Genomic DNA, 13,244 nt, shown 5'->3' on the forward strand with positions numbered 1-13,244 from the left:
CTGCGGAGAATCCGGTTTCCGCAGCGAGACGTTTTGCCGCCAGCTTCAAAAGGCCTGCATCAAACCCCGTCGTCCTGCACCAGGCGAAAATAACCGGCCTGCAGGCGGTGGTAATCCACCAGCTTAAGGCCCTCCAGGTCATTGATACCCGCCTCGGCCAAACCGGCGAACAGCATCAGCTCGCGCTGTTCTTCGTCGCCAGCCGAGGCCCGATCTGCGGCACGCACCTCGCGCACCGTCGGTGAGCGCAGGGTCATGGTGTCCACCTTCACACCGTTGACCTCACTTTGGCGCGACAACGTCACCACAGCACTATCAGCGGTCACTTTCAGCCAGGTAGGAAGTTTTTTCAGTTCAGAGGATTGATTGCTCATGTTGGATATTCCTTAGAGGCCCAGCGCGGTGCGCATTTCGGCAAGTTGGTCCACACCATCGATGACTTGAACCGCGTTGATCATGTCGATCTCGTAAATCAGGCGACCATCAACTTCCATCTTGTAATAGGTGACCGCCACCGCATGTTTGATCTCGGCGGAGTCCCCGGCTTTCCAGTCACCCATGTCGACTTCTTTGAGCATCCCGCGCAGGGTGACAACCACTGCCGTCATAGACCCTTTGTGCCCTTTGAAGGCCCCCCGAAATACCGCATTGAACGCAGAACCATCGGCCAAGCCGAAGTATTTCAGGGACTCGCGCCGTACGCCTTTGGTGACAAAGGAGGCTTCGAGCTTTTCCAGCCCCATAGCCATTTCGATGGGGCCGGCCATACCGCCGCCGCGATACTCGTCGGTCTTGATGGCGAGTTTTGGCAGCGACAAGCTCGGCACGTCGCCGGTGAAGTTGATCCCGTCGACGAACAGGTTGGTGTTGAATAACGCTTGCGGAGTCATGTAAGAGCCTCCTTAGGCTTCAAGAACTTCGCGCAGCCACTGGTTGGTGACCTCGACGCGGAAGTTGGGGTTTTCGGCAGGGGGTACGTCGGTAAAGCGGATGTTCCAGTACACCTTGCCCTGTTCCAACTGGCTGGCCGTGTTCAACTCCGTGTCTGCGAACACTTCGAAGTTGATGATCGCGCCCAGGTTTTTCAGGTCGCGCATAAACGCCTGAAGCCCGTTAGTGACGTCAGAGATGTAGGTTTTGGTGATCGACCGGTCGACGGCCCATTTGTGCCCATAGAGAATCGCGTCCATGACCATGTCGAGCGTGCGGACCCGGGTAACAAATGCCCATTTAGGATCGCTGGAGCACGTCCGGTTGCCCCACAGACGGAAACCGTCGTCTCGAATAATAGTGGTGATGCCAGCCGCGTTGAGCAGGTTGGCCCGGCAGGTTTCGTCACCGTCGAGATATTCAATAGGCCGGGTGGTACCGGTGATGCCGACAAACTCCTTGTTCGACGGCGACGCCCAGAAGCCATATTCGGAATCGGTCCAGGCAAACAAACCAGCGGCCCAAGCCGAAGCCGGCGCGTCGATGGTTTTGCTTAGTTCGGTGTCCCAGAACTGCACGCCCGGATCGACCATGAACACACGCCTGCTACCAAAGTTCTCGCGGTAGGCCAGAGCAGCCTCATCGGTTGTATTCGGGCCGTCGATAAGGGCCATCGCCCGGAGCTTGCCTGCCAAGCCGTCGAGCGCAGTACCAATGGGCAGGGACGCGGAGTGTTTCGGCGCGATCAACAAGCGGGGCTGTGCATTGAACCGACTTTTGCCGTCCAGCAGTGCTTGCAAGCCAGTGCGCGTGCCATCAGCCAAGACACCACCGATGATGGCCGACATCTGCAACGCAGGGTCGGCATTGAACGCAACGCCGCACGCGACGATCACTGCCTTTGAACGTGCATAGATCGCCTTGATCGCCTTGGTGATTGCGGCATCAGCGCCCCAGGCGGCCACCGCTTCACTTTCGCGAGTGATCAAAAACAACTCGTTGGGCTTGGCGGTGGTCTGCGCCGAAACCGTGAAGGTGTCGCACAGCCCGATAATCGACGAGGACGGCAACGAGATGATGCGCGCCCCGGTGTCGACATTGGTGACGGTGACGCCGTGAAAAAATCCACTTGCAGCCATTGTGTTCTCTCCAGAATTGGAAAAGCCCCGCACAAGCGAGGCTTTCAAGGTTTAACAGGGATGTAAAAACGCCCCAACATAGCGGGGTGTTATTCGACTTCCTCAGAAATCCAGGAAGGCGCTGCAGGTCGATATTTCGTTTCGAGGAAATGCTTAGCGGTGGGCCAGTCGCGCAAATCCAATCGATACCCTTGCAGTTCTTTGTACTGATCCAAACTCAACGTTGCAGATTCACTCCCGCTTCGACTTGGTCGCCGTAGAGAGTGCCCCATGGATCGGTCGCGCCGGTTGGGCGAGTGCGGGAAGTTGTAAAGAAGGGAGCTACAGTGCGCAGGTGGTGAATGCAGATTAGGCGGGCCAGCCCTCATCAAGCATAGATTCGGTGAATTCATCACTTGCGACAGCGTCAAGCAAGGCAGTCTCGCGATCGAAACAGGCCTGTACATGGGCTCGGATGGCCTGGGCCACTGTTATCAGTTGTGCAGCCGTCATGTCCACCGGGCCGCTGACGGCCTTCCAGGTACAGACATAGTCCGGGTCGAGAGTGGCATGAAGCGCCGCTCCCAATAACTGGGCCTGGCCGTCACGGCTGGTATCAATGATCACGCCATCTACCTCAATTCCCACCGTCTCACACCGGAACCGGATAGAGGCAATCCGCTTGGGATAATCGGGCAACTCCACGGGGAGTGGGTCCTTACGAATCTCATCGTTGTCCCCCAGCATCCATATTCCATCGGTCTCTTGGACCATTCTCATGAATAACTCATCTGTAATGGGTACTGCCTTCTTCGGGATGCTGTGAATGCCTCCGATCAACTGAGTCACTCGGACCCAGTCATCGCCGAACAGTGCGTACTTCTGCGACATACAACCTCCTATTTGCCCAGGGCGAACCAGGTCACAGGTACACCTGTAACCCCGCCGTTATCGTTGTAAGCAACCACCATATTGGCAAGAGTATTGGTACCGCCGGACGTACTAGTACCGGGCACCGTGCCCGCCCAGGATGCGATGTTCATATTGACCTCGCTCCACGTTGCCAGCCGACTGGTGGTGAACTGAACCGGGAATGCGACTTGGGCTGACGTGCCGTCATTCAACGTGACCGCACCCCACTGCAAAATGAATCCGCCAAGCCATGACGGAAGAACGATTGCACCCTGTAGGCCAACGATGAACAGGAACCCCAAGCGCATTTTTTTGGGTGTGACGAAGACCGTGTCATCGGCGCCTTCGTTGGTCGCGGCTTGTGTAGCCTTGTCCTGGTCAGTGATGATGTTTCCAAAGTCCGATTCGTCGACAGTCAAGCCAACCTTAGGTCCTTTAAAACCGATATAAATCTTGTTGTGGTTTTGTCCAATGCCGCCGCCTTGACGGACGGGCGTATAGCCGATGGCCTTTAAAATCGAGGCAAACAACTTTTTTGGCGTGATGTACGTTTTGTCATCGACCCCCTCATCTGCAAGGGGCTGCGTTGCGCGCATGACGGCTCCGACAGTGTCTTCGGTTGCAATGTCATTATCCGTAACGAGTTTGCCCATGTCCGAGTTATCCACAGCAACCCGGACCCTGGCACCGTCGAATCCAATACGGATTTTGTTGGTGAGCTGACCAGGGCCACCCCCTTGCTGCACCGGAGTGAAACCGATGGCTTTGAAGATCGCCGCAAAGAACTTCTTCGGCGTCAGGAACGTAGCGTCATCGGCCCCTCCATCCACCAAGGGCTGCGTCGCGGCGTCTTGATCTGTAATGATCCTGCCCATGTCCGTGTTGTCCACGGCGACCTTGACCTTTGCGCCATCAAAGCCAAGTCGTATTTTGCTGGTGAGCTGACCAGGGCCTCCCCCTTGTTGCACCGGGGTAAAACCGATGGCCTTGAAGATCGAGGTAAAGAATTTTTTCGGTGTGAGGTACGTTTTGTCATCTACCCCCTCATCTGCAAGAGGCTGCGTTGCGCGCATGACGGCTCCGACAGTGTCTTCGGTTGCAACGTCCTTATCCGTAACAAGTTTGCCCATATCCGTGTTGTCCACCGCGACCCTGACCCTAGCGCTGTCGAAGCCAATACGGATTTTGTTACTAAGCTGATTAGGTCCGCCCCCTTGCTCTACCGGGGTGAAACCGATCGCCTTGAAGATCGCCGCAAAGAGCTTTTTTGGCGTCAGGAACGTTTTGTCATCGGTTCCGGCCTCTGCGAGTTCCTTTGTCGCCACTTTGGCGATCCCTGCTTTAACCTCCGTCGCCTGTACCAGCGCGTTGTTGAGGCTTTCGTCAACGTAGGCTCGGGTCGCCAGTACTACGCTTGGGTCAATCTTCAGCTCGATATTGGCCGAACTGCTGACGATCAGGTTCATGCGAATGACCTGGGTTCGCCCAGAACCCTGACTCAACAGCGGCTTGAAGGTTGGCGCGCTGTTGGCAATGGCGACCAGGTCACCGGCAGCATCGTACAAGCCAATCTCACGAATCCACCAACCGCCAATGTCTTCAGGGATGATCTGTTCCGCGACGATCACGCTGGCATTTTTTGGATCGACCTTGACCTGATTAAGTGGAGCGCGTCGGCGTTCATTGATCAGTCGAGTTTGCAGGCGGTCGGGAATGGGGTCGGTGCCGCTGGCATCCCCGACGCCCATTTGCGCAAAGGTCCAGGGCACGCCTAGGGCGTCTGCGTTGGCCTGTTTGGCTTCACCTATGGCGGTGAGGATGGCAAAAAACTGGCTATTCTGGTCGGTCATGAGTAGATGTCCATTGTATCGATCTGATGTTCGCGTCCGCCCTGGCGCAAGGAGCCACTGACTTCGATATCGCGTTGCATGGGTGGGTAAACACTGAGTTCATCGCCTTCATAAAGAGCAGCGCCGACATAAACGGTGCCTGTGGTTTCCAGGCTGATTGCCAGGCCCGTCAGGTGACGAGTGACCGGTTTGGCGTCGTCGACCAGGCGTTCCAGTTCGAGGTACATTTCTTCGGTGATGCCGGTTTCCAGAACGCCAACCTTCAGGGCAAAGGTGGCCGGCGGCCCCTCAGGCACCGTCTGCCACCACTCCACAACTTCAAGCAGGTAGCCCAGCGGCTCGACCACCCGACGCAGTGCACCGATGGTTCCCTTGCGAGAGTGGATGTAAAAAGACGCCCGGATCGCATTGCGCTTAACCGTTTCTGTCCACCGGTAATCCCAACGGTCAACCGACCATTCCCACGCCAGGTGCGGCAACAAATGCGCCGGGCAGGTCGAAGGGTTGTAGAGGGATCGCAACGGGATAACGGTGTGGTCCGCATTCGCCGCTTCAATGGCGCGCTCTAGCTGGGTGCTGTTCAGCGGTAGCAAGCTGTTCATGTCAGCTCCCCAGCGTGACGCTGTAACCGGTGCAGAACGCCGCCTGTTCCTTGGTCGGGGCCAGGTCATGCCATCCAGGCAGGTCAACCCGGGAAACACCCGCGACATGAACCTGAGCGTCGACGGCAGATCGAGCCACCTCGACGCCCAACCGCTTACGGGGGTTGATCCAAGCCACTAAACGCCGACGAGCTTCGGCAAGAGCCACGTCACTCTCAGGGCCCGGACCATTCATGTGCAGCACCGCGTCAATGCGGTAATGCAGCACCTGGGCGCTTTGGACCGTCAACCGATCCCCCAGCGGCCGGACATCCTCATCATTGAGCCTGTCCTCGACCGTCGCCAGCAGTTCCGGCCCCGCCACACCGTCACCCTCTAGGCTCAACACCGTGACTGTGACGCAGGCCGGTGACGGGCTTTCCGCCGAGGCATCGGCCACCAACGCCGAGGCGTTGCGAGCGTGAAGGATGTAGCTGTTACGCGGCCCAGCCGTGGTCAAGCCTTCATAGGTCATCTGGATGCGCTCGCGGTAAGCATCATCCTGCTCTTTGATTTCCTCGACCGGCGGCACTGCGAGTAGGTCAGCCTTGCGGATCACCAGACGCAGTGTGTTGACGTTGGCCCCAAGCTGATCGAGATCTCCATTAATCGCATGGGCCAGCAACAAGGCTTTGGCTGCGTCGTTGACCCGGGCGCGGTTACCGACTTTGTTATAGGCCCCGACCTCCAGCAGTTTGACCACCGGATCGCTCTCAAGGGGTGCGCTCCAGTTGTCGCCCATGCTCATACGAAACGTGCCCAGCCCCTCTTGATAGGTCGCCTCAAAGTCCAGGGGTTCAAGCACGTCCGGCGCCGGCAACAACGACAGATCAACAATACTCATGCACTTACCTCCAGAATGGCGCTATCACCGTGATACGTCCCCGATAGCTGGATGTTGATCACGCCACCCAACACAGAAAGCACCCTTACCCGCTCAAGCTTGAGACGCGGTTCCCAGCGCCCCAAGGCCCGGCTGACTTCAGCCTGAACCGCCCCTTTCCAACCCTCGTTAACCGGCAGGTCCACGTAGCGTCGCAGCTTGCTGCCGTACTCGGGCCGGTGCCGGCGACTGCCCAACGGGGTGTTCAAAATGTCTTCAATGGATTGCCGTAAATGCTCAAGGCCGGAGATAGGCAGCCCGGTACGGCGATCCATTCCGATCATTGGGGGCTACTCCATGGAGGGTTCGAGGTCAGGGTGGTTGCGCAGGAATTCGTATTGATCGTCACCGCATGCGGCCACCAGGCCTTTGGCGACCGATATGGTTTGTCCGTCCGGCATCACTAGGGTGCGCGAGGTGTAGAGCGTGTCGCGAAAAACACGGGCCGGGCCTATCTCCGTGGGCTTGAGGTCTGTTTTGTCGAGGCCCTGCATCGGGTCAAAACGCGCCACCGGTACAGTCTCAGCCGAGGGGATTTGTTCGAGGTCCTGCCTGGATTTTCTCACAAATGCATACTCCAAAAATGAAGAAACCCGCACGCAGCGGGTTGTGGATAAGGGCTCTGTCAGTGCTTGTGGTTCGGGGTGTTGCCCGTGGTGTCGATGATCGAAGCGCCGCTGCTGATGTTGCCAGTGGCGTGCAACGTGCTGCTGACCGTGGCAGTCCCGTCGATGATCACTTCACCCGTCAAGTAGATCTGGCTCGACACCAAGCGAATGCTGGCCGGCGTCACCTCAAACACGGAGTCACCCACCTTGACCGTTGCAGTGCCGGCGGGCAGGTCGATGGTGTAGCTGTTGGCCTGCCAGTCGTAAACCAGCGAGCCACCGTCCGGGAAGCGCCACACCTCAACATGATCACGGTTGTCCGGCGGTGGGCCAGCGGCGCCATACAGCCCGGGAACGAAAGTCCCCATTCCCGCCTGGCCGCTCGGGTTGAACAACACGCCCTGCTCGCCAATGCTGGGTGCCCGCCAGTGACGGGCCTCACCAGCTGCCAGGCCATGCCAGCGCACCCAGGCGCTGACCCAGTCGCCGGACTGGACCCGAACAGCCGGCGCCGCCAGGTCCACCCCTACCACCACGCACGGCATCAGCATGGCCGCGATCATCCGGTCATGCTCTGCGGACGCATAGCTCATTACAGATTCTCCGGCCGGACTTCACCGACACCCGGCCCCAAGTCAAAGACCAGCGTCCCCGGCGGTTCATCCGGCCACGGCCATTCCTCTGCGCCGAGGTAGATCGTTTGATCCCACTCCACCAGCCAGACGATGTAACCGTCTAGCTCGGGCTTGGTCCAGTCCTGCACCGCCCGAACGAACGCGGCACATTCAACCTCCAGCCCCCAGGTCTGGGCACGCAACAGCACGGCCAGTTGGGTCGCCAGTTGAACCGCCTGCCGCTCAGGATCGGTGAGGATCGAGTCGACGATGATCCGCGCTTCGAACTTGCAGACCAGAGTGGTTTCGCCGGTACCGATGTCGGTACCCGGTTCAAACTCGGACATCTCCAGGAACACCGCTGGCAAGGGGATGTGATCCTTGATGTCCGGCCAGGCGGCCACGGTCTGGACACCCAACAGATGCACTTGCAGGTGCCGCTCAATGGCTCCGTAGAGCTGGTCGAGGGTCATCGGCTCATCAGACACGGGGCGTCCCCTTCAGGTATTTCTGCAATTCAAAGTTGAGTTCCTGCTCGAGGATCTCCAGCAGGCGTTCATCAGCACGTTTGACCCAAGCATCGAAGTGCGGGCGCGCCTGCTCCAGCGAAACCTTGGCTTTAGCCAGGGGGAAACGATTGTCGTTTTCCTCAACAAAGCCAGAGCGCCGCCGACCCTGAGTTGCCTCGGGGTAGTCCTCGGTGTTGAAGTGTTTGCTAGCGGTGCGTATCCAGACATCGGCGCTGTTGCCGTAGACCTTTTTGTAAAACGCGCCCTGGTAACGCCGCCCCGCCACCGAAACACCGGTGCCGGTTTGACGTGCCCGACCGATGCGACTGGCTTCGATGGCGTTGAGGCCAAACCACAACTTGCCGCGCATGGTTCCGCCACTGGTGGGGTACGCCCGCAAACGTTGCCGGACGGCGCCGATGGCGATGCGTTCCTGCTTGCCCACGGCCCGGGCGATATGGGTGCGCAACCAACCCAGTGTTTTGTTGATGGCCCGACGCTGGGCGGCGGCGGCAGCCTTGGGCACCAACTGCGCAAAGCCCTGGAACGCTTTGAGGTCACTCAATGACGGCTGGATGTTAATCATCCCTCCGTCACGTTTTTGGTGCACGTAGCTGCCAACACTCATGGGCGCTTCCTCAGGATCAAGGCCACCAGGCCATCACCACTAGGTTCCAATTGCAGTAAGTCGTAGTTACCACCGCCATCCAAGGCCGGCAGATCAATGACCACTAGCAAGCCCTTGCTCAGTCCATCCGAATCCCTGACGCGGATCTCAAAGCGCGGCTCCCGCAGGCCGGTGTTGAGCTTGCCGAACTTCGGTTGCGTCCAGGGCGCGCTGAACATTCCCAGCACCGGCTCGCTAAGGCCCTCAATCTGGGCGGTGTCGCCCAGGGTTTCGAACACCGTGTCGTCGATGTCATCGACCAGATCGCGGAAAGCCACGGTCAGAGTTCCAGCAGAATCTGCGCCAGAGGTCGCGTGCACAGATGCAACGGGTTGGACTGGGCTTCGCCGGCCATGCCCTTGTTGAACGGCAGCGGCTCGATCTTGCTGTAGTACGGGATGCCCTGGGTGTTGACCGTTTCCATGTAGTCGGCCGGAGCGAACACCGAGATGTACAGGTCGGGCACGCCCTCAGGGATCAGCAGGGCCTTGTCGTCGTGAACGAACGAAACGCCCGCGACCTTGCCGCGATAGCGCTCCCAGACGATGCCACCGAACTCGAAGCTTTCACGGGCGTCACCGCGCAGGGCGGCGGCTTGCTGGCTGTTGAGGTAAGTCTCCTTGACCGACTTGTGGACGATCAGCTTGTTCCAGAAGTTCTTACCGCAGAAGGCGCGGGAGCCGGTACTGGTGATGCTGCCCAGCGCATCCTCTTGCAGGTCGAGGGCTTCGCCTGCGCGAACACGCAATTCGGTATCGGCGTTGCCCAAGCCCATGGACAGCTTTTTGCGAACCACACCAAAGGACTTGTAAAGGTCCAGCAGAACCGTGGTGCCATCCGCATCCAGAATCTGCCCGTTCAGGGCGCCCATACGCTGGAATTCGTGGGTGACATCCAATTGGCGTCGAGCCTTTGCCAGGCGTTTGTTGACCACATCCTGAACGGCCTGCAATTCGGAGCGAGTACCGAAAGCCCGAATACCCTGGATCTCATCAGCCTTGATGGTGAAGCGCTCCGGCAGATGCACGGTGTTGAACGGGATCATCTGGCGTCGGGTTCCCGCGACCACCAGGCCCGAAGTGCCACGCTCACCCGCGGGGACCAGGGCCAGGGTATCGCCGTCCTTCTCGATCTGAACGGTCAGGGTGGTGATGCCCTCTTCACGGAACAAGCCGAGACCGCTGATGCGGCCCGGCAGGTATTCCTGGTCATTGATTGCAGCAGTCAGCGTGGCGACGCTGAATGCGTCATCCTCAAAAATGCCAATATCGGCCATGGGTACTCTCCAGAAACGAAAAATCCCGCACTCGGCGGGATGGATAAACAGGGGTGAACGCCTTAGCGGACGATCAAGAAATGGGCTGCCAAAGCTTTTTCGGCGGCAGGGTCGAGGCCGGTCAGGCTGGCTTCACTGACCTCGGCCAAGCGCACAACAGCACGACCGCGACGCACCACGTCCGACTCGCCCAACGGGCCATAAAGAATGGCGACGGGGTTCTCGCTGCCGTCTTCGGCGGCCGGGTTGTACGGTGCAAACTCGCCGGACAAGGTCACCAGGCCGAGGATCTGCCCAGGCTCCAGGGCGGAGCCAGCAGCCACGTTGATGGCTTCACGGGAGATATTCCCGGCGCCCTCGGACAGGAGGAACTCGCCAGCGTGTCGCTGTTCGTGATGGATCGTCATGTTCTAACTCCTTTTGCGGGTTGGGTTTGCCCACTCTGCGCCACCTGACGAGCAGCCCAGATCGAGGGTGGATCGGGTTGTTTTGCCTGCACCTTCAGGGGCAGGTCATCGTCGAGCGGCAGGCTGTTGTCGATTTCGAAGCCCTTGCCGCTCACCAGTTTGTCAAACAGGCGGGCTCTCACCGCTGGCACGTCCAGACTGGCCGAGACGAAGCCAACCGCCAGTTCGGGGAGCCGAGCCGCCACGCACAGATCATGCACGGCCTTGGCCTGGGTTAAGGCCGCTTGCACAATGGACTCACTTTCCAGTTTGGTGGCACTCAGCAGCGGCTCCACCAGGTTACTGATGCCCGCCGCTGCACAGCCTTGCGTGACCATCAGGGCCAACTTAGCCGCGTCGACGACAGCGGGCTGTGCCGGTGGATCCTTGGGATCTGGCAGATCAACCTCGGGTTCTTCGTCGAGCTGGGCCAGCAGTTCAGCCGGAGCATGTTGGAAACGCTGCAACACGCTGCCCTGCCCCAGGCACGCCTTGACCTTGAGGCCATCACCTATCTCGTCGGCCAGCCCCAGCGCGACCGCTTCACTGGCAGTGAGCCAGGTTTCAGCGTCGACCATGCGCCGCAGCTCAGCCTCGTCGATGTCCGGCGCTTTGGACTTGTAGGCCGCGATGATCGCTTCGAGTGTCTGGTCCAGCACATCGGCGACTCTGCGGAAGTCCTCGGCATCACCACCGGCATAGGTGTAGGGGTTATGGATCATCAGCATGGCGTTGGCTGCGATCACCACCCGGTAAGCACCGCAGACCGCGACACTGGCCGCGCTGGCGGCCAAGGCATCAATGCGACCGGTACAGCGCTCGCCCAAGCGCGACAGCGCGTTGTGGATGGCCAAACCGTCGAACAAATCACCGCCAATGCTGTTGAACGCAACAATTACTGGCGAAACTCCGTCATCCATAGCCCGCAGGTCCTGGACGAATTGGTTGGCCGTGACGCCCCAGGTACCAATTTCGCCGTACACAAACACTTCGATAGTGCCTTGCCCGGCTTCGCCGCTGGCCTGGAAGGTGTACCAGCTTTTGTCTTTGATCTTCACCTGCTTGCCGGCTTTGTCGTAAATGCGCGTTTGCGCTTTTTTGCTCATGGTTGCTCCTTGTCGTCGAGCAGTTCGACGGCATCCAGGGTGGTGTAGTTGAGGCCAAGGGCCGTGGACCGGGCGAGGTCGGCGGCGTTTTCCGCGTCCACCGTTTCAGCGTCGTAGCCGGTGCGCAGGACCATCTCACTGCGTGAAGCAAAGCCCGCCTGCACTTCCATGCGTCGAGCCTGAACGTCTTGCACCGGCTGGATGTAGGCCCAGCCTTGCGGCACCCAGCGCGTGCGCAGGTATTCGCGGCGACGTTGTGCATAGTCTGGCAACACCAGGGCGCCGGACAGCACGGCCATGTCCATCCAGGCGGCCCGCACAGGGCGGCAGAGCTGGTGCACGTAGACGCTGAATTGCAGTTGCTCCAAACGGCGGCGGAACTCGTTGAGCACCACCCGCAGCGCCCGGTCGTTGATCCCGCGCATGTCACCGGTAAGGATCTCGTAAGGCGTGCCCGCCCCCGCTGCCGCTGCCATCAGTTGCTGCCGCATAAAGTCCGGGTAGTTGTTACCGGCGTCGGGTGGTTTGGAAAACTCCACCTCTTCGCCCGGCCCCAGCTCCTGCATGGTGCCGGGCTCCAGCGCGACCATGGGCGTGAACCCGTCACGGTCGGTGGTCAACGGTTGCCCGGTGACCGGATCGCGAGGCGTTTGCCCTGAATCAGGGGCCGGACGACTGATGAAGCCGGCGAACAGGTTGGCGACCTCTTGCCGGAACAACACAGCATCGTCGTAGTTGTCCAAGCTGCGCAGGCGTTTCAGCACAGGCGAGAGACGCGGAACGCCGCGCAACTGACCCGGCTCCACCGGCTCAAAAATGTGCAGCACCTGGCTAGCTGGCACCCGCACCAGTTGGTTGTAGCCACCGTTGAGCGACGATGCATCACCGGGGTGTGAGCGGTACATCCAATAGGCCACGCGCTTGCCGGCCGGGCTGAATTCGATCCCGGCGCGGATGACGTTACCGTTTTTGGCGGTCTCAAATTTGTCGTGTGGGACAAATTCAGGGGCCAGGGTTTGCAGTTGCAGGGGCACCGCCAGGCCTTCGTCCAGGCTGCGAGGACGCAACCGGATAAAGCACTCGCCGGAGACTTCAACGGTACGCGCCACCAACGCCTGCTGGCCGTAGAAGTCGGTCAGTTCATCGGCGTCCGACTCATCAACCCAATCCTCCCACAGGTTCTGAAACAGCCGACGCAGGTCATCGTCTTCGATCTTTGGCCGGGGGTTAATGCCGGTGCCGATCAGGTTGCTGACGCGCTTGTCGATGACGTTGAAGGCATATGGATCATTGCGCACCGCCGCACGGGATCGAGCGCGCAGGTTGCGGAGCGCTGGGGTGTTGATGCTGTTGATGCCGTTGTCGGTCGCTTCCCAACTGGCCGAGCGACGGCCCTCCCCGGCGGCTTCGTAACTGGCCTTGATGTTCGACGGCAGCAAGAATCCGCTACGGGACAGCGTTGGAAAATGACGGGCCATTAGACTCCCTTGCCTCCGTGGTAAAGCCGAACCACGCGAGAGCGCGGCCCGGCGGCATTGATCAACGAAGTGCGGATCTCGTCGCGAGCCTTGAGCAACTCGTCGATGGACCGGAACTCCACCGTGCGGTCGCTGTAGCGCACGGTCTTTTCACCGCGTGCAATGGCGCGCTCGACGGCGTCGAGATGCTTCTGGGTAAAGGACAT

Annotated in this window: 18 protein-coding genes; all 18 read right to left on the reverse strand. The window is 59.6% G+C overall.

Annotated features, from left to right (window positions below):
• Window positions 1-59: 59 nt before the first annotated feature.
• Entirely contained in the window at window positions 60-374 is a 315-nt protein-coding gene (locus ACZRJ6_RS02910) for a phage tail assembly protein (protein WP_463966991.1), read from the reverse strand.
• A 12-nt stretch (window positions 375-386) separates the two neighbouring features.
• The gene (locus ACZRJ6_RS02915; RefSeq protein ID WP_463966992.1) at window positions 387-890 is read right to left on the reverse strand and encodes a phage major tail tube protein; all 504 of its coding nucleotides are present in this window, start codon (window positions 888-890) and stop codon (window positions 387-389) included.
• 12 nt (window positions 891-902) lie between these two features.
• The gene (locus ACZRJ6_RS02920; protein ID WP_463966993.1) at window positions 903-2,069 is read right to left on the reverse strand and encodes a phage tail sheath subtilisin-like domain-containing protein; all 1,167 of its coding nucleotides are present in this window, start codon (window positions 2,067-2,069) and stop codon (window positions 903-905) included.
• 348 nt (window positions 2,070-2,417) lie between these two features.
• A complete protein-coding gene (locus tag ACZRJ6_RS02925) occupies window positions 2,418-2,939 on the reverse strand; it encodes a DUF4376 domain-containing protein (RefSeq protein WP_463966994.1) in 522 nt (173 codons plus the stop codon).
• A gap of 8 nt (window positions 2,940-2,947) precedes the next feature.
• A complete protein-coding gene (locus ACZRJ6_RS02930; RefSeq protein WP_463966995.1) occupies window positions 2,948-4,810 on the reverse strand; it encodes a phage tail protein in 1,863 nt (620 codons plus the stop codon).
• Complete coding sequence (locus ACZRJ6_RS02935) at window positions 4,807-5,412, reverse strand: phage tail protein I (RefSeq protein WP_463966996.1); 606 nt, start codon at window positions 5,410-5,412, stop codon at window positions 4,807-4,809. Before ACZRJ6_RS02935 ends, ACZRJ6_RS02930 begins: the two co-directional genes overlap by 4 nt.
• 1 nt (window position 5,413) lies before the next feature.
• Window positions 5,414-6,295 (reverse strand): baseplate assembly protein, encoded by an 882-nt coding sequence (locus ACZRJ6_RS02940; RefSeq protein WP_463966997.1) that lies wholly within the window; start codon window positions 6,293-6,295, stop codon window positions 5,414-5,416.
• Entirely contained in the window at window positions 6,292-6,618 is a 327-nt protein-coding gene (locus ACZRJ6_RS02945) for a GPW/gp25 family protein (protein WP_463966998.1), read from the reverse strand. Before ACZRJ6_RS02945 ends, ACZRJ6_RS02940 begins: the two co-directional genes overlap by 4 nt.
• Before the next feature lie 6 nt (window positions 6,619-6,624).
• A complete protein-coding gene (locus tag ACZRJ6_RS02950) occupies window positions 6,625-6,900 on the reverse strand; it encodes a hypothetical protein (protein WP_463966999.1) in 276 nt (91 codons plus the stop codon).
• Window positions 6,901-6,959: 59 nt separating this feature from the next.
• Window positions 6,960-7,535: a phage baseplate assembly protein V gene (locus ACZRJ6_RS02955; protein ID WP_463967000.1), complete on the reverse strand. Its 576-nt coding sequence runs from the start codon at window positions 7,533-7,535 to the stop codon at window positions 6,960-6,962.
• Complete coding sequence (locus ACZRJ6_RS02960) at window positions 7,535-8,044, reverse strand: hypothetical protein (RefSeq protein ID WP_463967001.1); 510 nt, start codon at window positions 8,042-8,044, stop codon at window positions 7,535-7,537. The genes ACZRJ6_RS02955 and ACZRJ6_RS02960 overlap by 1 nt, the downstream gene beginning before the upstream one ends.
• Window positions 8,037-8,693, reverse strand: a complete 657-nt coding sequence (locus ACZRJ6_RS02965) for a hypothetical protein (RefSeq protein WP_463967002.1) — start codon at window positions 8,691-8,693, stop codon at window positions 8,037-8,039. The genes ACZRJ6_RS02960 and ACZRJ6_RS02965 overlap by 8 nt, the downstream gene beginning before the upstream one ends.
• The gene (locus ACZRJ6_RS02970) at window positions 8,690-9,010 is read right to left on the reverse strand and encodes a head-tail joining protein (RefSeq protein ID WP_463967003.1); all 321 of its coding nucleotides are present in this window, start codon (window positions 9,008-9,010) and stop codon (window positions 8,690-8,692) included. The genes ACZRJ6_RS02965 and ACZRJ6_RS02970 overlap by 4 nt, the downstream gene beginning before the upstream one ends.
• 2 nt (window positions 9,011-9,012) lie before the next feature.
• A complete protein-coding gene (locus tag ACZRJ6_RS02975; protein ID WP_463967004.1) occupies window positions 9,013-10,008 on the reverse strand; it encodes a major capsid protein in 996 nt (331 codons plus the stop codon).
• 62 nt (window positions 10,009-10,070) lie between these two features.
• Entirely contained in the window at window positions 10,071-10,415 is a 345-nt protein-coding gene (locus ACZRJ6_RS02980) for a head decoration protein (RefSeq protein WP_463967005.1), read from the reverse strand.
• Window positions 10,412-11,560, reverse strand: coding sequence for a head maturation protease, ClpP-related (locus ACZRJ6_RS02985; RefSeq protein ID WP_463967006.1), 1,149 nt, complete (start codon window positions 11,558-11,560; stop codon window positions 10,412-10,414). Before ACZRJ6_RS02985 ends, ACZRJ6_RS02980 begins: the two co-directional genes overlap by 4 nt.
• The gene (locus tag ACZRJ6_RS02990; protein ID WP_463967007.1) at window positions 11,557-13,038 is read right to left on the reverse strand and encodes a phage portal protein; all 1,482 of its coding nucleotides are present in this window, start codon (window positions 13,036-13,038) and stop codon (window positions 11,557-11,559) included. The genes ACZRJ6_RS02985 and ACZRJ6_RS02990 overlap by 4 nt, the downstream gene beginning before the upstream one ends.
• Window positions 13,038-13,244 carry a phage head-tail joining protein gene (locus tag ACZRJ6_RS02995; protein WP_463967008.1) on the reverse strand — a complete coding sequence of 69 codons (207 nt, stop codon included), beginning with the start codon at window positions 13,242-13,244 and terminating at the stop codon, window positions 13,038-13,040. Before ACZRJ6_RS02995 ends, ACZRJ6_RS02990 begins: the two co-directional genes overlap by 1 nt.

The sequence above is a fragment of the Pseudomonas sp. C321 genome (assembly GCF_055407105.1).

Coding starts and splice junctions, on each gene's coding strand:
- ACZRJ6_RS02910 (WP_463966991.1), bottom strand. CDS start 374: ATGAGCAATCAATCCTCTGAACTGAAAAAACTTCCTACCTGGCTGAAA.
- ACZRJ6_RS02915 (WP_463966992.1), bottom strand. CDS start 890: ATGACTCCGCAAGCGTTATTCAACACCAACCTGTTCGTCGACGGGATC.
- ACZRJ6_RS02920 (WP_463966993.1), bottom strand. CDS start 2,069: ATGGCTGCAAGTGGATTTTTTCACGGCGTCACCGTCACCAATGTCGAC.
- ACZRJ6_RS02925 (WP_463966994.1), bottom strand. CDS start 2,939: ATGTCGCAGAAGTACGCACTGTTCGGCGATGACTGGGTCCGAGTGACT.
- ACZRJ6_RS02930 (WP_463966995.1), bottom strand. CDS start 4,810: ATGACCGACCAGAATAGCCAGTTTTTTGCCATCCTCACCGCCATAGGT.
- ACZRJ6_RS02935 (WP_463966996.1), bottom strand. CDS start 5,412: ATGAACAGCTTGCTACCGCTGAACAGCACCCAGCTAGAGCGCGCCATT.
- ACZRJ6_RS02940 (WP_463966997.1), bottom strand. CDS start 6,295: ATGAGTATTGTTGATCTGTCGTTGTTGCCGGCGCCGGACGTGCTTGAA.
- ACZRJ6_RS02945 (WP_463966998.1), bottom strand. CDS start 6,618: ATGATCGGAATGGATCGCCGTACCGGGCTGCCTATCTCCGGCCTTGAG.
- ACZRJ6_RS02955 (WP_463967000.1), bottom strand. CDS start 7,535: ATGAGCTATGCGTCCGCAGAGCATGACCGGATGATCGCGGCCATGCTG.
- ACZRJ6_RS02965 (WP_463967002.1), bottom strand. CDS start 8,693: ATGAGTGTTGGCAGCTACGTGCACCAAAAACGTGACGGAGGGATGATT.
- ACZRJ6_RS02975 (WP_463967004.1), bottom strand. CDS start 10,008: ATGGCCGATATTGGCATTTTTGAGGATGACGCATTCAGCGTCGCCACG.
- ACZRJ6_RS02980 (WP_463967005.1), bottom strand. CDS start 10,415: ATGACGATCCATCACGAACAGCGACACGCTGGCGAGTTCCTCCTGTCC.
- ACZRJ6_RS02985 (WP_463967006.1), bottom strand. CDS start 11,560: ATGAGCAAAAAAGCGCAAACGCGCATTTACGACAAAGCCGGCAAGCAG.
- ACZRJ6_RS02990 (WP_463967007.1), bottom strand. CDS start 13,038: ATGGCCCGTCATTTTCCAACGCTGTCCCGTAGCGGATTCTTGCTGCCG.
- ACZRJ6_RS02995 (WP_463967008.1), bottom strand. CDS start 13,244: ATGTCCTTTACCCAGAAGCATCTCGACGCCGTCGAGCGCGCCATTGCA.